This window comes from Solidesulfovibrio magneticus RS-1 (assembly GCF_000010665.1).
Classification (GTDB): Bacteria; Desulfobacterota; Desulfovibrionia; order Desulfovibrionales; family Desulfovibrionaceae; genus Solidesulfovibrio; species Solidesulfovibrio magneticus.
Genome location: NC_012796.1, coordinates 2,489,286 through 2,511,246 on the forward strand (window position 1 = coordinate 2,489,286; position 21,961 = coordinate 2,511,246).

The window sequence follows — 21,961 nt, forward strand, 5'->3', positions numbered from 1 at the left end:
CTTCGTCCCAACCCCTTTAAAACTTTCTCCATACGGGGGGTCTGGGGGCCTCAGGCCCCCAGCCGCCGGAGGCATCTTCATAAAAAAAAGCGCGCCGGTCGCCCGGCGCGCTTGCAATATTCGCTATCTCCAACAATCTACAACATGGCCTGCAACATGGCCATGGGCGTGGCCGAGGGGAGCTTGATGCGCCGGTCGGCCAGGGCCTTGTCGGCGATACGCGTGAGCCACTCCCGGGAGGTGGTCAGGCTTTGGAAGGTCAGCCAGCCGCGCCCGGTCTCGTCGGTGGCCAGGCCGTAGCCGGCCAGCTCCACCCGGATGGGTTCGCTCTCGCCCAGGGGCAAGACGTCCACGCGCACGGAGCGCTCGGCGCTTTTGATCTCCAGGGCCAGCACCTCGCCGTAGGGGGCGAGAAAAGGCTTGGCAGCCGAGAGCAAGAGCTTGGACAGAGACTTGTCCTTGGCCGAGGCCAGATCGATATTGAGGTTCATGGAGGACTACCAGGAAAGAGCCAGGGACACGTCGTCCAGGCAGGTTTTGAGTCCCTCGCCGCAGGGCGGGATGATGTAGTTGCCGTCGAAACAGGCCATGCAGTACGGCGGTTCCTGGCTGTTGCCGCGCACCGACTCCAAAAGGCCCTCGATGGAGAGGTAGTGCAGGGAGTCCAGGCCAATGAAACGGGCGATGTCGTCCACGGACTGGTGGGCGGCGATGAGTTCGCCCTTGGAGGAGAAGTCGATGCCGTAGAAGCACGGGTAGCGAATGGGCGGACAGGACACGCGCATGTGGATCTCGCGGGCGCCGAGTTCGCGCAGGCGTTTGACCCGGGTGCGGATGGTGGTGCCGCGCACGATGGAATCCTCGACGATGAGGATGCGCTTGCCCTTGATCATGCTCTTGACCGGATTGAGCTTCACCCGGACGCTGAAGTCGCGCATGTCCTGGGAGGGCTGGATGAAGGTGCGGCCCACGTAGTGGTTGCGCACCATGCTCATCTCAAAGGGCAGGCCTGAGGCCTGGGAATAGCCGATGGCGGCGTAGAAACCGGAGTCGGGGAACGGCATGACGTAATCGGCGTCCACCGGCGCTTCATGGGCCAGGGTGCAGCCCATCTGCTTGCGGCGTTCGTAGACCACCTCGCCGAAGACCTCGGAGTCGGGCCGGGCGAAGTAGATGAGTTCGAACACGCACTGGCGCACCGGCTGGGGATCGCAGATGCGATACGACTGGAGCCGGCGGTCCTGGATGACGAGCATCTCGCCCGGGGCCACCGAGCGGATGGCCTCGGCCTCCATGAGGTCGAAGGCGCAGGTCTCGGAGGCCAACACGTAGGCGTCGCCCATGCGGCCGAGCATGAGCGGCCGGATGCCGTGGGGATCGCGCACGGCGATGATCTTGTCGTTGCACAAAAGGAGCAAGGAATAGGAACCCTTGACCTTGTTGCAGGCCTTGATGACGGCTTCTTCCAGGGAACAGCCGTTTAAGTACTTGGCAATGAGGTGGACAATGACCTCGGAGTCGATGGTGGTCTGGAAGATGGAATCGCTGGCTTCCAGTTCCTCGCGCAGCTCCATGGTGTTGACCAGGTTGCCGTTGTGGGCGATGGCGAGGTTGTAGTTGCCAAAGCGCACCAGAAAGGGCTGGCAGTTGCGCAAAAGCGACGCGCCCGTGGTGGAATAGCGGATATGCCCCACCGCCACCGAGCCCTTGAGTTCCTTGCCCAGGTGGCGTTCGCTGAACACGTCGGCGACCAGGCCCATGCCGCGTTGTTCGCGGATGCGCGTGCCGTCCCAGGTGACGATGCCGGCGGACTCCTGCCCGCGATGTTGCAGGGCGTAGAGGCCGAAGTAGGTCATCCGCGCGGCCTCGGGGTGGCCGTAGATGCCGAACAGTCCGCAATATTCCTTTTTCATGACGCGCCACCCGGGGCCTAGTTGGCCCCGTAGTACTCCTGCAAGCTTTTCACGGTGAGTCCGGCTCCGCGCAGTTCGCGGATGGCCTGGGCCATGGCCCGGGCTCCGGCGGCGGTGGTGGTGTACGGGATGCCGTACAAAAGCGCCGTCTGCCGGATGGACATGGAATCGCGCACGGTGCGCTTGTCGGACACGAGGTTGACCACCAGATCGACCTCGCGGTTTTTCATGTGGTCAACAATATTGGGCCGGCCTTCGAAGACCTTGAGCACCGGGGTCACGGCAATGCCCTTCCCTTGGAGATAGGCGGCCGTGCCCTTGGTGGCCAGGATCTTGAAACCCAGCTCGCCGAGGATCTGGGCCGCAGGCAGCACCTCGTCCTTGGCGTTGTCGGCGATGGACAGAAACACGGTCCCCTGCTGGGGCAGCACCTGGCCGGCCCCGAGCTGGCTTTTCATGAAGGCCAGTCCCACGCACTCGTCCACACCCATGACTTCGCCGGTGGAGCGCATTTCCGGTCCGAGCAGGACGTCCACGCCCGGGAAGCGGTTGAACGGGAAGACCGATTCCTTGACCGCGTAGTAGCCGGACTTGCGCTCGGCCCAGGGATTGAGATCCTTCAGCTTCTGGCCCATGATGACCTTGGTGGCCAGCTTGGCCAGGGGCACTCCCGTGGCCTTGGACACAAAGGGCGAGGTGCGCGAGGCCCGGGGATTGACTTCGAGGATGTAGATGTCGCCGTCTTTCACCGCGAACTGGATGTTCATGAGGCCCACGACACCGAGTTCCTCGGCCAGGGCCACGGTCTGGCGTTCGATTTCCTTGATCAGCGCCGGATCAAGGCTGTGGGGCGGCAGCACGCAGGCCGAGTCGCCGGAATGGATGCCGGCTTCCTCGATGTGCTCCATGACGCCGGCCACGTAGGTGTCGGTGCCGTCGGACACGGCGTCCACGTCCACCTCGGTGGCGTTGACCAGGAACTTGTCGATGAGGATCGGGTGCTTACCCGAGGCGACCACGGCGACCTTGAAGTAGTTCTCGAGGTCCGCCCGGTCGTAGACGATCTCCATGGCCCGGCCGCCCAGCACGTAGGACGGGCGCACCACCACGGGATAGCCGATCTTGTCGGCGATGGTCGCGGCGTCTTCCACGGTAAACGCCGTGCCGTTGGCCGGCTGACGCAGGCCAAGCTTTTGGAGCAGCGTCTGGAAGCGTTCGCGGTTCTCGGCCCGGTCGATGCTGTCGGGCGAGGTGCCCAGGATGCGCACGCCGGCGTTTAAAAGCGGCACGGCCAGATTGAGCGGCGTCTGGCCGCCGAACTGGACGATGACGCCCTCGGGCTTTTCGACTTCCAGGATGTTGAGCACGTCCTCGAAGGTCAGCGGCTCGAAATACAGCCGGTCGGAGGTGTCGTAGTCGGTGGAGACGGTTTCGGGGTTGGAGTTGACCATGATCGACTCCACGCCCATCTCGCGCAGCGCATACGAGGCGTGGCAGCAGCAATAGTCGAACTCGATGCCCTGGCCGATGCGGTTGGGGCCGCCGCCGAGGATGACGACCTTGCGGGCGGCCTTGGGGGCCACTTCCTTGCCGGTTTCGTATGTCGAATAGTAATACGGCGTGTAAGCCTCAAACTCGGCGGCGCAGGTGTCGACAAGGTAGTACGTGGGGGTGATGCTCATGTCCTTGCGCAGCTTGCGGGCATCGAGGCTCGACGGCAGGCCCAGGATCGTGGCGAGTTGGGGATCGGAGAAGCCGTTTTTCTTGGCGTCGGCGATAAGCTCGCGGCAGTCGGCGTTGGCCGGGGAAATCTTGTCCTTGGGGAAGGCGGCGATGCGCGCTTCCATGTCGACAATTTCCTTGAACTGGCGCAAGTACCAGGGGTCGATCCAGGTGGCCTCGAAAATGTCTTCCAGGGAGACGCCGCAGCGCATAGCTTCGCGCACCTGGAACATCCGCCGGGAATTGGGCCGGCGAAGGGCGGCCAGCAAGGTGTCCCGGTCGGCCTCGCAGACGTCGTTTATGGCCGAAAAGCCGGTGGCCCCGATCTCCAGGGAGCGCAGGCCCTTTTGCATGGCTTCCTTGAAGTTGCGGCCGATGCTCATGGCTTCGCCCACGCTCTTCATGGCCGTGGTCAGGTAGTCTTCCGAGCCCGGGAACTTCTCAAAGGTGAAGCGCGGGATCTTGACCACGCAATAGTCGATGGTAGGCTCGAAGGACGCCATGGTCTCGCGGGTGATGTCGTTGGGGATCTCGTCGAGGGTGTACCCCACGGCCAGCTTGGCCGCGATCTTGGCGATGGGAAAGCCGGTCGCCTTGGAAGCCAGGGCCGAGGAGCGCGACACACGGGGGTTCATCTCGATGATGACCATTTCGCCATCGGCCGGATTGACCGCGAATTGGACGTTGGACCCGCCGGTTTCCACGCCGATCTCGCGCATGATGGCGATGGCGGCGTTGCGCATCTGCTGGTATTCGTCGTCGGTGAGGGTCTGGGCCGGGGCCACGGTGATGGAATCGCCGGTGTGCACGCCCATGGGGTCGATATTTTCAATGGAACAGATGATGACGCAGTTGTCCGCCTTGTCGCGCATCACCTCAAGCTCGAATTCCTTCCAGCCGATAATCGAGCGCTCCAGCATGATTTCGCTTTTCATGCTGGCGGCCAGGCCGACCGAGGCAATCTTCTCCAGGTCTTCCTGGTTGTAGGCCACGCCGCCGCCGGTGCCGCCCAGGGTATAGGCCGGACGCACGATGATGGGGAAGGGAATGCGCTTGCCCCACTCCTTGACGTCCTCCATAGTGTGGCAGATGCCGCTTTGCGGAATCTTCAGCCCGATGTTGTCCATGGCGATGCGGAACAGTTCCCGCGATTCGGCCTTTTTGATGACGTCCAGGGACGCGCCGAGCAGGTCCACGCCGTATTCGTCCAACACGCCGGACTCGGCCAGGGCCACGGCCGTGTTGAGGCCGGTCTGGCCGCCCAGGGTCGGCAGCAGCGCGTCGGGGCGTTCCCGGGCGATGATGCGGGCGACGGTGCCGGGTTCGATGGGCTCGATGTAGGTGCGGTCGGCCAATCCCGGGTCCGTCATGATGGTGGCGGGGTTGGAATTGACGAGCACCACTTCATAGCCCTCTTCTTTAAGGGCTTTGGCGGCCTGGGAACCCGAATAGTCGAACTCGCAGGCCTGTCCGATGACAATGGGCCCGGAGCCGATGATCATGATTTTTTTTATGTCCGTCCGTTTGGGCATGGCGTGGGGTGGTTTTTTAGAGGGTGAAACGACAAATGCGGAACCGGCAAGGGATAAGCCAGTTCGCTTGATCGCGCAAGGCCTTTGCGCCCATGGCCCGCCGCCGGCTGACGCCCGGGTCTGGCGCGCCTTGGCAAGGAGCCGGGGGTGACGGAATTGTTGCATGTTGGCGGCCGCCCGCCGGGACCGGCCGCCCTTCCTTGACTTCCGCTCTGCCTTGATTAAAAAAGCCTGTTTCTCCGGCGTCGCGCCGAAGCTGGAATCAAGCGCAAGGACCCGTCATGACCACCGATTATAAAAAGACTCTGCGGCTTCCCCAGACCTCCTTTCCCATGAAGGCCAACCTCAGGGAGAAGGAGCCGGAAACCCTGAAATATTGGGCCGACAACAGCATTTACCAAGCCATGCTCGCGGCCCGGGAAAACGCCCCCCGCTACATACTCCACGACGGCCCGCCCTATGCCAACGGCCACCTGCACATGGGCCACGCCCTCAACAAGATTTTAAAGGACATCATCGTCAAGTCGCGCCATCTGGCCGGCTTTCAAGCCCCCTACGTGCCCGGCTGGGACTGCCACGGCCTGCCCATCGAGCACAAGGTGTCCCAGGAACTCAAGGCCAAGGGCAAGGAAAACCTGCCCGCCGTCACCGTGCGCCGCCTGTGCCGGGATTACGCCACGAAATTCGTGGACATCCAGCGCAAGGAATTCAAGCGCCTGGGCGTTTTCGGCGACTGGGACGATCCTTATCTGACCATGCGTCCCTCTTATGAGGCGGCAACGGCCTTGGCCTTGTGCGATTTTGTGGAGAACGGCTCGGTTTATCGTGGCAAGAAGCCCATCCATTGGTGCCTGTCCTGCCAGACCGCCCTGGCCGAAGCCGAGGTGGAATACGCCGACGAGGTTTCGCCCTCGGTCTATGTCCGTTTCCCCCTGACCGATCCCAAGATCAAGGACGTCTTCCCCATGGCCGATCCGGGGAAGGCCTACGCCGTCATCTGGACCACCACGCCCTGGACCCTGCCGGACAACATGGCCGTGGCGCTGCATCCCGAATTCACCTACGCCCTAGTGGCCGCAGGCGAAGGCCAGTACGTCCTGGCCCTGGAGCTTCTCGACGCCGTGCGCGAATTGTTCGGCTGGACCGAGGCCACCGTCCTGGCCGAAGCCCCGGGCGCGGCCCTGGAAGGTTTGGCCGCCCGCCATCCCTTCTACGACCGGCCGTCCCCCATCGTCACCGCCGACTACGTCACCCTGGACGCCGGCACGGGCCTGGTCCACACCGCCCCGGGCCACGGCCGCGAGGACTACGACACGGGCCTGCGCAACGGCCTGGACATCCTCTCGCCCCTGGACGACGCCGGCCGGTTCCTGGACGTGGTCCCCTACTTCGCCGGACTGACCGTCTGGGAGGCCAATCCCAAGGTCATCGAGAAGCTGACCGAGGTCGGCCATCTGCTGGCTTCCAAGAAGCTCAAGCACTCCTACCCCCACTGCTGGCGCTGCAAGGAGCCGGTCATCTTCCGGGCTACCACCCAGTGGTTTATTGCCATGGAAGCCGGCGAACTGCGTCAAAAGGCCCTGTCCGCCATCGAAAACGACGTGGAGTGGATTCCGGCCTGGGGCAAGGAACGCATCCACAACATGATCGCTTTTCGCCCCGACTGGTGCATCTCGCGCCAGCGCAACTGGGGCGTGCCCATCCTGGCCCTTATCTGCGAATCCTGCGACGCTGCCTACAACGACGCCGACTGGATGCGCTCGGTGGCCACGAAATTCGCCGACCACGAGCGGGGCTGCGACTACTGGTTCGAGGCGGCCCTTGACGTCATCGTGCCGGCCGGGCTGACCTGCCCCCAATGCGGCGGGACCCACTGGCGCAAGGAGACCGACATCCTCGATGTCTGGTTCGACTCGGGCACGAGCTTTGCCGCTGTCCTCGAAAAGCGCCCGGAACTCGGCTTCCCGGCCAACATGTATCTCGAAGGCTCGGACCAGCATCGCGGTTGGTTCCACAGCTCGCTTCTGGCCTCCATGGGCACGCGCGGCGTCGCGCCCTACAAGCAGGTGCTCACCCACGGCTACGTCGTTGACGGCGAAGGCCGCAAGATGTCCAAGTCCCTGGGCAACGGCATGGAACCCCAGGAGATCATCGACAAGCACGGGGCCGAGATCCTGCGCCTGTGGACGTCGGCCGTGGACTACCGCGACGACATCCGCATCTCCGAGGAGATCCTGGCCCGGCTGGTCGAGGCCTACCGCCGCATCCGCAACACCTGCCGGTTCATCCTCGGCAATCTTTCCGATTTCGACCCGACCGCCCATGACGTGGCCCCGGCCGACATGCTGCCCCTGGACCGCTACGCCCTGGAGGCCGTGGCCGCCGGCCATCAGCGTATGGCCGAAGCCTACGAGGCCTACGAGTTCCACAAGGTGTTCCACACCCTGCACAACCTGTGCGTCACCGACCTGTCGGCCTTCTACCTCGACATCTTAAAGGACCGGCTCTACGTCTCGGCCGGCGCTTCCCACGAGCGCCGCTCGGCCCAGGCCGCGCTGTGGCGCATCCTGCGCGTGCTGCTCCTGGACATGGCCCCGATCCTGTCGTTTACTGCCGAGGAAGTCTTCCGCCACACCCAGCCCGGCCAGCGCGGGCCGGGCGCGTCCGTCTTCGCCATGGAGCCCCTGGACGTTACGGGCTGGCGGCTGGACGAGGCCCTGCGCGAACAGTTGGACATCGTGGCCGCCCTGCGGGCCGAAGTGACCAGGGCCATCGAACCCCGGCGCAAGGCCGGCGAGGTGGGCCAGTCCCTGGAGACGGCCATTTCGCTCTATCTGCCCGAGGACGTGCTGGCCTCGGTGTCGGGCCTGGGCATGGACCTGCGCGAGGTGTTCATCGTCTCCCAGGTGACGCTGGTCCCGGCCGGGCAAGCCCCGGCCGACGCCGTCGCCTGCGAAGCCGTGTCCGGCGCGTTTGTGGGCGTGGCCCGGGCCAAGGGCCAGAAATGCGCCCGGTGCTGGATCTACAGCGAGGAAATGGCCGGCCCGCAGCACCCGGACCTGTGTCCGCGTTGCGCCGCCGTGTTGGCCGCCGAGGGAATCTAGCCCATGCGTAAAAGCTATCGGATCGCCCTGCCCATCGCCGTGCTGGTGGTCATCCTGGACCAGCTCACCAAGCTGTGGATCCAGGACCACATGGTGCTTTACACCACCCGCACGGTGATCCCGGGCTTTTTCAACATCGTCCACGTGCTCAACCGCGGGGCGGCGTTTGGATTTCTCAACCGCTCCGACATCCAGTGGCAGACCTATTTCTTTTTTGCCGCCACCGCCCTGGCCGTGCTCATCATCTTCCACTTGCTGCGCATGGCCCGCGATGACGACAAGCTGCTCATCACCGGGCTGGGCCTTATCCTCGGCGGGGCCGTGGGCAACCTCATCGACCGCATCAAGACCGGGGAAGTCGTGGATTTCCTGGACTTCTACTGGAAAACCTTTCACTGGCCGGCTTTCAACGTCGCCGATATCGCCATTTTCCTCGGGTCGCTGGGGCTGGTGTTCGCCTTCTACCGCCTGCGCCGGCCGCCCCAGGATTCCTGACGTCCGCCCGGGAAGGGAAGCCGTCGTTTTGACTTAAACAGCGTTGCGTCAACGAGTCGCCAGAGCGCCTGGCCTGCCGGCCGCGCCGGGACGCCAGGCGAAAACTCCAGAGGTCGTCCATGATTCTGCCTGAACTGCCAGCCATGACCCCGGGCCAACTGGCCCTTTTCCTGGGCCTGATGGCCCTGCCCATTCTTCCCAATTTCCTTGCGATATGGCACAGCTTCTACCGGGTGTTCCCCACCCATACCGAGAAGATGTTCTGGTTCCTTCTGGCCATTTTCGTGCCCGTGCTCGGAGGGATCGCCTATCTCATCTGGGGACGCAAGCGAGGTCATAAACCGTCATGAAGATGCGCCACGATGCTGCTGCGGCCTTGGCCGCCGTGATGCTCGCCGCCCTGGTCGGCGGCTGCGCTCCGGCCCAGCCCAAAGGCCCCGCGCCCCTCAATACCCCGGCCGACATGTGGGCCGAACTGGAAAACGCCAAGGGCGAAATCCGCCGTTTGAACGCCAAGGTCGAGGAACTTTCCCAGCAGGTGGACGGCAACCGCCAGGACCCTGAACTGGCCGGGAGAATCACCCGTCTGGAGGGTCAGGTGAGCCGCATGGCCTCCCAGCTGGCCATTGATGTCGATGGCGGCGGCGCGGCCCATGCCCCGGCTGCCCAGGCAGGCGCTTACGCCCCAGCGCCCGCGGCCGCCGGATACGGCAGCGCGCCCCAGACCAATTACGGCCCGGGAGCCGCCTACGGCGGGGGCCAAGGCCAGCCTGCCTACGGCGCAGGACAGGGCCAGGCCGGTTACGGCGCTGCCAACGACGAGCCCAGCATTCCGCCCTACAATCCCCAGACCGGTTACGCCGCCCCCCAGGCTCCGGCCGCGCCCGCGCCGGCCGCGCCGGCCTCGGACGCCCAAAGCCCGGCCGACGCCGTCTACGCCAAGGGCCTGACCAGCTTTAATAGCCGCCAATACCAGCAGGCCCTGGGCATTTTCCAGGAGTTCGCCCGCAACTTCAAATCCAGCCCGCTGATGGCCAACGCGATGTTCTGGACCGGCGAGTGCTATTTCCAGCTCGGCGATTTCGCCAACGCCGCCCTGTCCTACCAGGAAGTCATCGAGAAGTACCCCAAGAGCGCCAAGCACGCCGACGCCCTGTTCAAACGCGGCGTGGCCTTCTCCAAGCTCGGCAACGCCGGCGCGGCCAAGCTGTCGTTCAAGGAAGTCATCGACAAATACCCGGACTCCGCTTTCGCCGCCCGGGCCAAGACCATGATGCCCAAATAGGGCCGGCCAGGAGCTGCCAATCTCATGGAAAATCAGCCAACAACGTATCGCAAGGTCGTCTACCTGACCTTTCCCCCCGAATCTTCGGGCAAACCGCTGGTCTGCGATCTGGCCCGGGTGCATGGCCTGAGCTTCAGCATCCTCAAGGCCCAGATCACCCCGCGCCAGGAAGGCCAGATGACCATCGAGATCACGGGCGAGCGCGAGGCCTACAAGCGCGGCGTGGCCTACCTCCAGGAGCAGGGCGTGGGCGTGGCCCCGGTGGCCCAGCGCATCTCCCGCGACGAGGACAGCTGCATCCACTGCGGCATGTGCACGGCCCTTTGCCCCACCAAGGCCCTGGCCGTGAACCTTGAGAGCCGGCTGGTGGTCTTCGACGGCGAGGTCTGCTCGGCCTGCGGCATGTGCACCAAGGTGTGTCCGGTGAAAGCCATGGAGATCCTGCTCGAAAACGGCGTCATGTGACGCGGGAGACGGCCGCCGTGGAAGAAAAACGCACCTACATGCGCATCCCCACGCGACTGCGCGGGCATCTGCGTCTTGTGCCAAACGCGGACGAAATGCCGCTTTACCGGGAAACGCCGCCCATGGGATCCACGCCCTGCGCCGTGGACCCGCGCGATCCCGGCATCAGTGAGCCGCTTTTTTCGTTGCTTTGCACCATCAATTCCAAGCTCGACATGCTGCTGGCCATGCAGGATCGGGACGTGCTGGAAACGGACTTCCCGGTGACCATGGACATCACGGAAATCAGCGGGGCCGGGGTGCGATTTTCCACTACGGAAGAGCTGTCCCTGGAGCAGCCGGTTGAAGCCGTCATTGTGCTGGCGCGCTTCCCCATGCGCCTGGCCGGGGCCATGGGCCGGATTATCCGGCGCGAGGAAATCGACGGTCAAGTGGTGTATGCCTTGGATTTCACGCGCATCCGGGAACGCGACCTGGAGAGCATCGTGCAATTCGTCTTTCAGAGCCAGCGCGACGACCTTCGCGGGAAAAAGTGGGACTAGGCCATGGTCAACGACGACGAACTGCTCGAACGGCTGCTGGAAAAGATCGTCCAGGAAGTGGTGCCCGACCTGCGCGAGAGCATCGGGGCCACCATTGAGAAGGAAGTGGCCAGGACCTTGTCCCGGGCGCTTTTGGAAAGCGAATTCCACAAGCGCCTGAACCAGGAGATGCGCGACGGCCTCCAGGACATCTATAAAGAGATTGTCCAGGCGGCCAAGCACGGCGCCGACCAGTCTGCCGAAGCCGACGGCAACAGACACCAGGCCGACCAGCTCTTTCAAGAAGCGGCCCAGCAGCTCGACAATATCCTCCAGACCACGGAATCGGCCACGTCCGAAATCATGGACATCGTCGAGAAGCACATGGAACTGCAAGCCGAATGCGCCGCCATCCTCGACGGCCTGCCCGGCGGCTATGCCGGCCCCAAGGAAGTCACGCGGCTCAAAAGCGCCAACGAGGCCCTTGGCGAAGACCTCATGCGCATCATGACGACCCTAAGCTTCCAGGATCTCACCGGCCAGCGCATCAAGCGCATCATCACGGCCATCAAGAAGGTCGAACAGATCGTCCTGGATCTCTATCTTTCCACGGGCTTGCAGATCCGCGCCCAGGCCCAGGCCCCGGACCGCAACATCGAGGACCTCAAAGCCGAGGCCAAGCAGAAGGTCTCCGAACTCAAGGGGCCGCAGTCCGACGTCAAACAGGGCGACGTGGACGACCTGCTCGCCCAGCTCGGTCTGGACTAGGCTTCGAGACAACGAAACGCCAAGGGCGCGTCGGGCTATTCTAGCCGGACGCGCCCTTTTTTATTGAAGAGCTTCCCGTTTACACGACGACCACCCGGCCGCCTGTCGCGACAACTGCCCTTTCGTCCTACGATTCCTCCCCTTGCCCCTGGAAACCTTTCTTGGACCGGCGGCTTCAGTCGCCCAACCCCCACCGACCCAAGCACCACGCCCCCCTTTACCCTTTTCCCATTCAGGGGGTCCGGGGGGCTTAGCCCCCGGCCGCCGGAGGCATCTTCCTCTTCTGTCAATGATGATGATGATGATGCCGGTCCCCCAGGGGGTGGCCGTGGACGTGGCGGTGGAGCACGAAGTCGGGATCGCGCACGAGCCGGCCGTGCTCGATGGAATAGTAGGTATCGGTGACGTGGGCCAGGAAATCCCAGTCGTGGGAGATGATGATCATGGGTTTGGCCAGTTGGCAAAGGATAGCCACCAACCGCTCCCGGGTTTCGGGGTCAAGACCGCCGGTCGGTTCGTCCAGGAGCAGCGCCTCGGGCTCCATGGCCAGCACTCCGGCCAGGGACACGAGCTTTTTCTCGCCGCCGGACAGCCTGTGGGCCAGACGGTCGGCAAAGCCGTCCAGGCCAAGAAGCGTGAGGGTCCGCTCGGCCAATTCCCGGGCGGCATCCGGGGCCAGGCCTCGGTTGAGCGGCCCGAAGGCCACGTCGTCAAGGACGGTGGGATAGATGATCTGGTCGTCGGCGTTTTGCAGCAGCATGCCGATCCCCAGGCGCACCTCGCGGAAATCGCGCTCGGTTTGGGCCTCGCGGCCCTTGTAGCGCACGATGCCGCTTTGGGGGCGGGCAAGTCCCATCATGACGTGGAGCAAGGTCGTCTTGCCCGAGCCGTTGGGGCCAAAAAGGCCGATGCGCTGGCCTGGGGAAAAGGTGAAATCCAGGGCATCCAGCACCGGCTCGGCGGCGGGATAGGCGAAGGTGATTTTTTCCAGTGCGAGCAACGGCTCAGGCATGTCCGCTCCTTGAAATCCAGTCGCCGTAGGCCGCCAAAGCCGCCGCCAGCGCCATGAGACAGAGGAAAACCCTATCCGGCCAGCCGGCGCGGAATCGGTCGAGGCTTGGAAACCTGCCGTGGAAACCGCGCAGCAGCATGGCCTGGTAGACCCGCTGGGAGCGGTCGTAGGCGCGCACCAGCACCATGGCTAAAAGGGCGGCGTACGTGCGGTAGGTGCGGCCATTGGACGCCGGGGCAAAGCCGCGCAGCCGGGCGGCGACGACCAGCCGGCCGTACTCCTCGGCAATGACGTGTAGGTAGCGGTAAGTGAAGACGAAGAGGAAGGAGAACTTGGCCGGCACGCCCAGGGCCGTCATGGCTCGTCCCAGGGCTGGGGCCGGGATGGTGGCCAAAAGCGAAAGCACGCAGAAAAAAACGGAGTTGGCTTTGACCGTGGCCAGCAAGGCCAGATCAAGGCCCTCCCGGGTGACGGTCAGACCGTGAAATGTCCAGACCGGCTCGCCCGGCGTGGCGGCCGGCACGAAGAGCCACAGGAAGGCGACAAAGACGTTGACCGCCGCCGTACGGCGCAGCACGACGCCAAGAGGCGGCCGGGAAAGCAGCGTCAAAAGGAGCCCGAGGCCAAGGATGCCCAGCGGCGCGGCCAGCCCCTGGGCCAGGGCGGCCGGCAGGGACAAAAGCAGGCAGGCGGCCAGCCGGCAGCGGGCGTCCAGGGCGTGGATGGGGGATACGCCCCGGGCCAGTGGTTCGTCGATCATGGGCGGGGCTTTTTGCCCTTGGCCGCGAAATAGGCCGCGATACCGGCCAGTCCCACCAGCCAGCCCAGGCCGCCGATGATTTCGGTCAACCCCGGGCCTTTTTCCTTTTCGCCAGCGAGCAGGGATCGTAGTGGCGCGATTTTCTTCTCCACAGCCGCTTCCACGATGCGCTCCAGGGCGGCGGCGTCCAGGGCCGGAACAGCGGCCCCCTGCCCTCCTGTCTGAGTCTGGGCCGACACGACGGCGACCGGGCCGGCGGCTGCTACCGGTCCGGCCGGCGGACTCGAGGGAGCGGACGGGGCAGGCGTCGCAACGGGCGCGGCCGAGGTCATCGGAACGTCGGCCAGGGCGGCGGACAGGTATTCGGCCGCCTTGACCTCGGTGGCGTTCTGATGCCCTTCCCCGGCCTTGAGGACAATGCGCAGGTCGGCCTTGGCCGCGCGCACGGCCGGAGGCACGGGGAAACGGAACCCTCCCTTCTCGTCGGTCTTGCCGGACAGCAGCGCCGCGCCGGAAGCGGCGTCAAAGACTTCAATTTCGCCGAAACGCACTCGTTCCGAGCGGCTGTAGCTGCATTCCACGACAACGTCATTGCCTTCAACGTAGGCAAAGACGTTGACCCGGTGGGCCAAGGCCGGCGCGGCCAGGACAGTCAACAGGGCCAGCGAGGCGGCAATGGGTTTTATTCGGTGCAGGATCATATTTTATGTTAGATCCCAAAGTGTTAGCGGGTTAGAGCCTGGGCCAGCAATTCCGGCCGGACCTTGGCCAGAAAGCCCACGGCCATGGCCGTGACGGCCCCTTCCACCAGCATGATGGGCACATGGGCCACCACAATGGCCTTGGCCGTGGCCGCAAAGCCTTCACCAGACAGGGCCAGGGCGCAGGCCGTGAGCAGCGCGGCCAAGAGCACGGCGAAAAATCCGCAACAAAACGCGCCTACGGCCCGAGCCTTGCCGGTGCGGCGCAAAAGCGGCCCGAAGGCGAAGGCGCAAGCCACGGCCGGCCCGGCCATATCGAAGACATTGGCCCCAAGGACGATAAGCCCGCCGTACTGAAAGAGCACGGCTTGCAGCAGCAAGGCCACGGCGATGGCCGGGAAGGCGGCCGGCCCGAGGATGGCCCCAAGCAGCCCGTTTAAGATCAAATGGGCGCTCACCGGCCCGATGGGCACATGGATGAGCGACCCCACGAAAAACGCGGCCGACAGGATGGCCACGGTCATGAGCCGGTCGTAATCCAGGCGCTTCAGGCCAAGCCCAACGCCGACGGCGGACAAGGCCCAGCCGCCGGCCAGCACCGGCCCGGAAAGCACCCCTTCGGAAATATGCATGGCATCCTTGTCCGGTTAGGCTTGCCCGGGGGCGAAACAGCTTCGTCCCCGGGCAAGCGCGCCGTTTTACTTCTTCTTGCGCTTGGGTTCAACGAACTTGGTCCATAAAACCGCCCCGCGCTCGACCTTTTTGGCCACGCCGTCCTTCTGGATGGTTTCGGGCGCGTCAACCAGGGCGGCAAAACCCCACCAGCCGGCAAAAGGCACGGCGTAGCTGAAGACGCCGTTCACGTCGGTCTTGACCACCTGAGCGACCATGTACTCGTTGGGGGCCTCGTAGGCCTTGTCCTTATTGTAGAATTCCACTTCGACCGGCACATCGGCGGCCGGCTTGCCATCGACAAGCAGTTTGCCCGTGAAAACGTTGCCCGCGTAGTTGCCGAAGGGGCGGGTCAGCGGCACAATCTCGGCGGCCAGCCCGACGGGCGCGTCCCAGCCCTCTTCCTCGCCGAAAGCCGGCACCGTCACCTTGGTCAGGTGCTCAATGAACTTGTCCTCGGCCGGTTCGAAATAGGGTTCGGGCACGAGAAAAAATGTGCCCACGCCCGGCTTTTTGAACGTGTACTCGGCGGTCCAGGCGGCGTGGTCCATAATCTTGGCCGGCTTGAGGGCGGGCAGCAGATCGGTCTTCTGGCCGTTGTCCACGACGCCGAAGGCCTTGGGCTTGGCCATGTCCATGCCGTTGCCTTCCATGGGATGGGAAAACGACACCGCCAGCTCCACCTTGGCCTTGGCCTTGTCGGCCACCGTATCCTGGGACGGGATGACCATGCCGAAGTGGGCCAGGGCCGGGCCGGCAGACAAGGTCAGGGCGGCGACAGCCAAGGCCGGGGCAAGGGCCGAGGCAAGGAAAAATCGGGGTGTGCGCATGACTGGGTCTCCTTAGCAAAAATGTGCCAGTAGTGGAATACGAAACACCGTCTTGATATGCCTGTATGCGACAAAATTCAATATCGTAGCACGATATGGTGAATAAAAAAATTAAAAAAATTTTATTTGTCAGATGTATTTTAAAAAAAGACGGCCAGACGCAGGGCCACGTCGGGCTGGTCGGCGGGACGGATGCTGCCTTCCAGGGTCAGCCCGGCGGCCGGGCGCACGGCCAGGGAAAGGAAAGGGACAACGAGGGAACGTGGTTCGTAGCCGTAGCGGCTGGGCAAGGCATTGAGGGCCAGGATGGCGGCCAGGGCGTTGCCCGTCGCGCCGGCAGGATCGGCGTGGTGGGTCAGGCGCTTGTCCAGGCGAAAGGCGACAAGCGAGGCTCCGGCGGCGGCTTCCACCGGACCGAAGTCGTAGCCGAGGCGGGCCGTGGCCTCATGGCTGGTCCAGGAAAAAAAGGCGTCCCGAGCCGAGGGCGGCGTGCCCCCGCCGGACCGGTTGGCTCCCTCTTCCCGGGCTTCCGGGGCGGCGGCCGAAAAAAAGGCGTAGTCGAACCGGGCAAAGACGCCCGCTCCGGGCTGGCGGCGCAGGATGAGCCGGGCGCACGGCCCCCAGAGGAAGGCCGGCCGGGTTTCCCAGGCCTCGTACACGCCCTGCTCCACGTTTTTGGCTTCGAACCGGCCCACTGACGCCCCGACCTGACCGCCCAGGGCCAGGACGACTTGATTGGTGTCCAGGAGGCGATAGACGGCTTCGACGTAGCCCCGTTGCTCGGTCCAGTTGCGGACCCAGCCGCCCTGCTGCGGCACGAAAGCGGCCGAGGGCGTAAACGACGTCGGCTCACGCATATCCCGGTAGCCCAGAGTCCGGGCAATCAGCGACACCTCGAACCGGTCCGCATCGGCCAGCGCCGGTGTCGGCTGGCCCAGGGCCAGGATGAGCGCCAGCCCCATGCACCAGCGGGCCAAGCGTCCGGCAGCGCGGCCAGTCGCAACCTGCGCGTGACAGCGAAGTCGGGATGGCAACAGACTGGACGCCATACGGGGCGATCCGGTGGCAAGGCGGCAGGCGACGGGCGATTCCATGGCTCTTTCTGCCACGATCAGCGCTGGGAGAAAAGGTGGTCCGAGGCCTAGGAGGGGTCGGCCTTGGCCATGGCTGGCCGGGATTGGGTCGCCGTGGCCGGCACGAAGCGCGCGAACCAGTCGAGGTTGCGGACCATGAGATCGCGCAACAGCCCCGTTTCGGTGATGTCGTGGCCGCTTCGGGGATAGGCGGCCAGCCTCGTGGTCACGCCGCGACGGGACAGGGCGGTGTAGAGTTCCAGGGCCTGGGTGAAGGGGACGCGCTCGTCGGCCACGCCGTGCTGGAACAGCGTCGGGGTTTGGATGGCAGCGGCGTATTTCAGCGGCGAGCGGTCAAACAGGAAATCGAAGCGCTCGTAGGCTTCGCCGCCCATGTACAGCGGCATGAAATCGGGCAAATCCATGCTGCCGCACTGGCTGACCAGATTGGTGATGCCGCCGCCGATGGAGGCGGCCTTGAACCGGTCGGTGTGGCCGATGGCCCAGGCGGCGAGATAGCCGCCGTAGCTCCAGCCCATGACGCCAAGGCGCTGGGGATCGGCTTGCCCCTTGGCGATGAGCGCGTCGAGGCCGGACATGAGGTCGGCGAAATCGACCCCGCCCCAATCATTGACGATGGCTCGGCGAAACGCTGGCCCGTAACCGTCGGAGCCCCGGACGTTGGGCTGAAACAGGGCATAGCCGTGGGCGGAAAATACGGCCAGGGGGTAGCTGTTGAGCAGGCCGGGATAGAGGCGCTGGGCGGCTTGGGCCGGGCCGCCGTGGAGTTCGACCAGAAGCGGCGGCGCGCCGACCACAGGCCCAGCCGGCGGGGTATACAGGCCTTCAATCATGGTCCCGTCAGCCGATTTCCAGCGCACGATCTCGGGCTTGACCGTCTGGTAGGCGGCAAATTCCCGGTTGACGGCGGACACGGCCTTGGGCTCGTAGCGCTCGACCGAGGTGACGAAAGCCTCGGGCGGCAGGTCCCAATCGGTGAGCGCCAGCCCCAGATGTCGGGAACCGAGGGACAGACTGGCCTGGAGCGGAATGCGTCGGCCGTCGTCAAGGCGAGTCGTGGGCTGGCCGTCCAGAGGCAGGGCATAGAGCGCGGCCCCCACGCCGTCGGCCTCCCGCACGAGCAGGCTCTGGCCGTCCTCGGCCCAACCAAGAAGTTCCGGCCGGGCGTCGGGGGTGGGGGCCAGGGGGCGCGACTCGCCGCCAGTCAGGGGCACGACCATGACCCGGCCGGCGTTATAATAAAATCCGGGTGCTGCCGTGGCCACATAGGCCAAGAGCCGGCCATCGGGCGAGACGGTCGGCATGTTTTCGGAGGCGTCTGAAGCGGCCACAAGCTTTACGCCGCCCTTGTCAAGATCGACCACGGCGATGTCGGCATGGCCGGCGTCCACCGGAGCCGTCCCGCCGGCGGCGCCATTATGGGCGCGCCCCCGGGGCGGGGCGTGGGGGTTGGCAGTTTCGAAAACGATGCGGCGGCCGTCCGGGGAAAAGGCGAACGCACCCACGTCCCGGTCGGCGACAAGCTGGCGCATGACCCCGGGTTGCGACAGGGTCAGGAGGTAGAGCCCGGCCAGTCCGCCAGGGCTGTCCAGCACCTCGACGTCGCCGTCGCAGCCCTCGGGACGGTTTGGCCCGGCCTTGGGACTGGTCGTGGCGGTGACGGCCAGTTTCTTGCCGTCCGGGGAAAACGCCAGATCAAGGATGTCGGCCCGGCCGTCGCTTAAGCGGCGCGATTGGCCGGCGGCGAGCTGGAGCAAATGGAGCTCGGAGGCGTTATCGCCCTGGCAGAGATAGGCCAGCCATTTGCCGTCAGGGGAAAAACGCGGGTGGTCGCAGGAGGTCGTGGCCGGGGTGACCGGACGCCCACCCTCCCGGGCCATGTCGGTCAGGACAATGCGTGAGACAGGTTCGCCGGCCTGATCGGACATTCGGGTCACGACAAAGGCGACGCGTTTGCCGTCGGCGGCTACACGGACATCGTCGATTGAGGCCAGACGCAGCATGGCCTCGATGGTGAACGGCTTGTCGCCGCCGGCCATGACGGACACGGCCGGCGAACAGAACGCAAGGAACCCCAAGAGGGCCAGGACGACGCACAAGCGTTGGGACACAGGGACCTCGCTTCTCACGATGGCCGGCACTCTACGGCCCCTTGACCCGCCGGTCAAACGCCGAAACGACGACGGCCCCCTTGCGGGGGCCGTCAGAAAGACAAGTATCTGAAATCACTGGTTTAGATGCGAAGACTCGCCTCGGCCGGCCGCTTGGACAGCCACAGATCAAAGAGAAAGCGCGTAAAGAAGATGGCCGTGAACATGGAGGCCACGATGCCGAGAATCAGGGTCACGGCAAAGCCCCGAATGGGGCCGGTGCCGAACTGGTAGAGAACCACGGCGGCGATGACGGTGGTGACGTTGGCGTCCAGGATGGTAAGCGTGGCCCGGCTGTAGCCGACGTCCACGGCCGAACGGGCGGTCAGGCCCCGTCGCAGCTCCTCACGGACGCGCTCGAAGATGATGACGTTGGCGTCAACGGCCATGCCGATGGTCAGGATGATGCCGGCGATGCCGGGCAAGGTCAGGGTGGCCCCGAAACCGGCCAGACCGGCCACGATGAGCATGAGGTTGAAAAGCAAGGCTGCGTCGGCCACGGCTCCGGCCACGCCGTAGTAGACGATCATGAAGGCGATGACGATCAGGCCGCCGATGACGGCCGAATGGACGCCCTTTTCGATGGATTCCTGGCCCAAGGAAGGACCGACCGTGCGCTGTTCCAGGATGGTGACCGGAGCCGGCAGCGCGCCGGCGCGCAGCACGATGGCCAGATCGCGGGCTTCCTCGGTGGAAAACCGGCCGGTGATGCTGGCCCGGCCGCCGCCGATCTTTTCCTGGATGGTGGGCGCGGAATAGACCTTGCCGTCGAGCACGATGGCCAACTGCTTCTTGACGTTCTCGGCCGTGACCCGTTCGAACTGCCGCGCGCCGCTGGGAGTGAAGGTCAGGGCCACGTAGGCTTGGTTGTTGGGGTCGAAGTTGGCCCGGGCGTCGGCGATGCTCTCGCCGGTCATGACGGCGTCGGCCTTGAGCGCAATGGGCCGCTCCAGGTAGGAGCCGTCGGGATTGCGGTGGCGCAGCACGGACAATTCGTCGCCCGGGGGCAGGATGCCCTTCTGGGCTTTTTCCATGTCCACGGTCTCATCCACGACCTTGAATTCCAGGTGGGCGGTCTTGCCGATAAGCTTGATGGCCCGTTCAGGGTCCTGCAGGCCCGGCAGCTGGATCTGGATGCGGTTGTCGGCCTGCTTGCGGATGTCGGGCTCGGCCACGCCGAATTCGTCGATGCGGTTGCGGATGGTCTTGACGGCCTGGTCCACGGTCATGCGGGCTTGGTCGTCCTTGTAGCGCTGGGTGAACGACAGCTTGTAGAGGAGCTTGTTGTCCGCGGCGGATTCGACGCCATCGACGTGGAGCACGGAAAAGTGGCTGGACAGGAACTTGTCCAGGGCGTCGCGCTTGTCGGGGGTGGCCAGGACGAACTCCAGGCGCTTGCCGTCCGGGCTGGTGCCCGGGCGTTGGATGACGATGCCCTCATCCTTGACCTGGTCGCGGACGTCGCGGCCCATCTGGGCCAGGGAATTGGCCAGGGCCTTGTCCACGTCGACGCCAAGGGTCAGGTGGATGCCGCCCTTGAGGTCAAGGCCGAGGCTGATGACGTCATCGGGCAGAAATTTGCCCAGAAAGCTCTGCTTGACCGACCCCAGGGAGGGCAGCATGTAGATGAGGCCCAGAAAGGCCACGAGACTGATCACGGCCAGTCGCCAACGCAGGTTTCCAGTCATGGGCGAGGCTCTCCTTGGGAGGCTTGCGCTTGGGAGTCAAACGACAAAACGAAGGGACTGCCAGGGCAGCCCTTCGCCGTCGCTTCGGGCCTTTCGGCCCGAAGTGGAGTATTCCTAATCCTTGGACTTGTCTTTGCCCTTGGGCTCGGCCTTGGCGGCCGAAGCGCCGGCTTCGCCGGGGCCGGAGACGAAGTTGCGGTTGATCTCGATATTGAGGTCCTTGGCGATCTCGATGGTGATCTTGTCGCCGTGGACTTCCATGATGCGGCCGTAGATGCCGCCGCCGGTCAGGATGTAGTCGCCGCGCTTGAGGCCGGCCAGGTATTCCCGGTGCTGCTTGGCCTTCTTCTGCTGGGGACGGATGAGCAGGAAGTAGAAGATGGCGAACATGAGGATAAGCGGCAAAAAGGCGGTGATGGGGTTGCCCCCCGCGGCGTCGCCGCCGGGCGCGGCGCCCATGGCGTGCGCCAGACTCGGAAACAGCATGATGCCTCCAATTAGGATGATGGTGCCGCCGGCGACTGGGCGCGCTTCGAACGTCCGAAGCGTCGCGCCGTGGCCGGGACGCGTCTATCGCGCCAAAATGGATGGTCTAAAATCGCCGTCGCGTCAAGGCCATTTGCGCGCCAAGGCCGGCTGGCGCCCGTCGGTTGTTCGGCCTCAGGGCCAGGGCGTGCATTCACGAGCCGGCGCATACCCCTGGTCAAACGCTTCGCCAAGGGTCGGCAGGGCCACCCGGTTGCGTCGGCCGATCCGGGCCGCGTCCGGGCAGCCCGGGCCATGAAAACGATGTGACGACGCATTGCCGACATAGGGCGCGGCCGGGGGCGGCAGTGATAGCAGGCGCGGCCAAACCCCCTGCCCACTGGCCATGGCCCGGCGTTGGAGTGCGAGCTGCCGGTCGAAAATAGTCGGTCCCACATCCTGGTGCCAAAAGACAAAGACGCAACCCATGGAGAGCAAAATTTCCGTCACGCTGCGTCCGTCCGGCAAGACGAGATCGCCCAGCAGCCGGCCGAAACGGTCTTGGCCCGACCCAACTCCAACAAACCGCAACGGCACGCCCCGAACCAACCCTTCCAGGGCCGCCTTGGCCTGGTCGGCGAAATACTGGGCGGGCCGGCCCTCATGGGCGGTTTCCGGGGCGTCCACGCCGGCCAGACGCAGGGTGCGGCCATCTGCCAGCCGGCAGGTGTCGCCGTCATAGACGGCGACCACACGCACCGTCTCCTCAGCCGCTCTGACCGTC

The 21,961-nt window shown here is 64.8% G+C and carries 20 protein-coding genes; 7 read left to right on the forward strand and 13 right to left on the reverse strand.

Translation table 11 applies throughout. From position 1 onward, the window contains the following. Positions 1–137: 137 nt before the first annotated feature. From DMR_RS10535 to carB, 3 genes are read right to left on the reverse strand one after another with little or no spacing between them, the layout of a single operon-like run. Positions 138–491: a hypothetical protein gene (locus DMR_RS10535; RefSeq protein WP_015860888.1), complete on the reverse strand. Its 354-nt coding sequence runs from the start codon at positions 489–491 to the stop codon at positions 138–140. Between the two features lie 6 nt (positions 492–497). Then, complete coding sequence (gene purF / locus DMR_RS10540; RefSeq protein ID WP_015860889.1) at positions 498–1,913, reverse strand: amidophosphoribosyltransferase; 1,416 nt, start codon at positions 1,911–1,913, stop codon at positions 498–500. A gap of 17 nt (positions 1,914–1,930) precedes the next feature. Then, entirely contained in the window at positions 1,931–5,167 is a 3,237-nt protein-coding gene (gene carB, locus DMR_RS10545) for a carbamoyl-phosphate synthase large subunit (RefSeq protein ID WP_015860890.1), read from the reverse strand. A 281-nt stretch (positions 5,168–5,448) separates the two neighbouring features. On the opposite strand from carB, the gene ileS reads away from it, so the two are divergent. The 7 genes from ileS (at position 5,449) to DMR_RS10580 (ending at position 11,805) form a co-directional block, all read left to right on the forward strand. Then, positions 5,449–8,271 carry an isoleucine--tRNA ligase gene (gene ileS, locus DMR_RS10550; protein WP_015860891.1) on the forward strand — a complete coding sequence of 941 codons (2,823 nt, stop codon included), beginning with the start codon at positions 5,449–5,451 and terminating at the stop codon, positions 8,269–8,271. Between the two features lie 3 nt (positions 8,272–8,274). Then, positions 8,275–8,766, forward strand: coding sequence for a signal peptidase II (gene lspA, locus DMR_RS10555; RefSeq protein WP_015860892.1), 492 nt, complete (start codon positions 8,275–8,277; stop codon positions 8,764–8,766). Positions 8,767–8,885: 119 nt separating this feature from the next. Further along, positions 8,886–9,116, forward strand: coding sequence for a PLD nuclease N-terminal domain-containing protein (locus DMR_RS10560; RefSeq protein ID WP_015860893.1), 231 nt, complete (start codon positions 8,886–8,888; stop codon positions 9,114–9,116). Next, positions 9,113–10,051 (forward strand): tol-pal system protein YbgF, encoded by a 939-nt coding sequence (gene ybgF, locus DMR_RS10565; protein WP_015860894.1) that lies wholly within the window; start codon positions 9,113–9,115, stop codon positions 10,049–10,051. Before DMR_RS10560 ends, ybgF begins: the two co-directional genes overlap by 4 nt. A gap of 24 nt (positions 10,052–10,075) precedes the next feature. Next, positions 10,076–10,516, forward strand: a complete 441-nt coding sequence (locus DMR_RS10570) for an NIL domain-containing protein (RefSeq protein ID WP_015860895.1) — start codon at positions 10,076–10,078, stop codon at positions 10,514–10,516. A 17-nt stretch (positions 10,517–10,533) separates the two neighbouring features. Then, on the forward strand, positions 10,534–11,058 hold the full coding sequence (locus DMR_RS10575) for a PilZ domain-containing protein (protein ID WP_043601665.1): 525 nt from the start codon (positions 10,534–10,536) through the stop codon (positions 11,056–11,058). A 3-nt stretch (positions 11,059–11,061) separates the two neighbouring features. Beyond that, complete coding sequence (locus DMR_RS10580; protein ID WP_015860897.1) at positions 11,062–11,805, forward strand: protein phosphatase CheZ; 744 nt, start codon at positions 11,062–11,064, stop codon at positions 11,803–11,805. A 286-nt stretch (positions 11,806–12,091) separates the two neighbouring features. Here DMR_RS10580 and DMR_RS10585 read toward each other — a convergent pair whose 3' ends face one another. The 10 genes from DMR_RS10585 to DMR_RS10630 form a co-directional block, all read right to left on the reverse strand. Beyond that, a complete protein-coding gene (locus DMR_RS10585) occupies positions 12,092–12,817 on the reverse strand; it encodes an energy-coupling factor ABC transporter ATP-binding protein (RefSeq protein ID WP_015860898.1) in 726 nt (241 codons plus the stop codon). Beyond that, positions 12,810–13,577 (reverse strand): cobalt ECF transporter T component CbiQ, encoded by a 768-nt coding sequence (gene cbiQ, locus DMR_RS10590; protein WP_015860899.1) that lies wholly within the window; start codon positions 13,575–13,577, stop codon positions 12,810–12,812. Before cbiQ ends, DMR_RS10585 begins: the two co-directional genes overlap by 8 nt. After that, positions 13,574–14,278, reverse strand: coding sequence for a hypothetical protein (locus tag DMR_RS10595; RefSeq protein ID WP_015860900.1), 705 nt, complete (start codon positions 14,276–14,278; stop codon positions 13,574–13,576). The genes cbiQ and DMR_RS10595 overlap by 4 nt, the downstream gene beginning before the upstream one ends. 23 nt (positions 14,279–14,301) lie before the next feature. Then, positions 14,302–14,910 carry a cobalt transporter CbiM gene (gene cbiM, locus DMR_RS10600; RefSeq protein ID WP_015860901.1) on the reverse strand — a complete coding sequence of 203 codons (609 nt, stop codon included), beginning with the start codon at positions 14,908–14,910 and terminating at the stop codon, positions 14,302–14,304. Positions 14,911–14,976: 66 nt separating this feature from the next. Next, positions 14,977–15,780 (reverse strand): DUF4198 domain-containing protein, encoded by an 804-nt coding sequence (locus DMR_RS10605; RefSeq protein WP_015860902.1) that lies wholly within the window; start codon positions 15,778–15,780, stop codon positions 14,977–14,979. Between the two features lie 140 nt (positions 15,781–15,920). Then, on the reverse strand, positions 15,921–16,757 hold the full coding sequence (locus tag DMR_RS10610; protein ID WP_232502906.1) for a hypothetical protein: 837 nt from the start codon (positions 16,755–16,757) through the stop codon (positions 15,921–15,923). A gap of 164 nt (positions 16,758–16,921) precedes the next feature. Further along, positions 16,922–18,985: a S9 family peptidase gene (locus DMR_RS10615; protein WP_148208406.1), complete on the reverse strand. Its 2,064-nt coding sequence runs from the start codon at positions 18,983–18,985 to the stop codon at positions 16,922–16,924. 122 nt (positions 18,986–19,107) lie between these two features. Continuing rightward, positions 19,108–20,712 carry a protein translocase subunit SecD gene (secD, locus tag DMR_RS10620; RefSeq protein ID WP_015860905.1) on the reverse strand — a complete coding sequence of 535 codons (1,605 nt, stop codon included), beginning with the start codon at positions 20,710–20,712 and terminating at the stop codon, positions 19,108–19,110. A 114-nt stretch (positions 20,713–20,826) separates the two neighbouring features. Then, the gene (gene yajC / locus DMR_RS10625; protein ID WP_015860906.1) at positions 20,827–21,198 is read right to left on the reverse strand and encodes a preprotein translocase subunit YajC; all 372 of its coding nucleotides are present in this window, start codon (positions 21,196–21,198) and stop codon (positions 20,827–20,829) included. Between the two features lie 174 nt (positions 21,199–21,372). After that, complete coding sequence (locus DMR_RS10630) at positions 21,373–21,930, reverse strand: thermonuclease family protein (RefSeq protein ID WP_232502907.1); 558 nt, start codon at positions 21,928–21,930, stop codon at positions 21,373–21,375. Between the last annotated feature and the right edge of the window lie 31 nt (positions 21,931–21,961).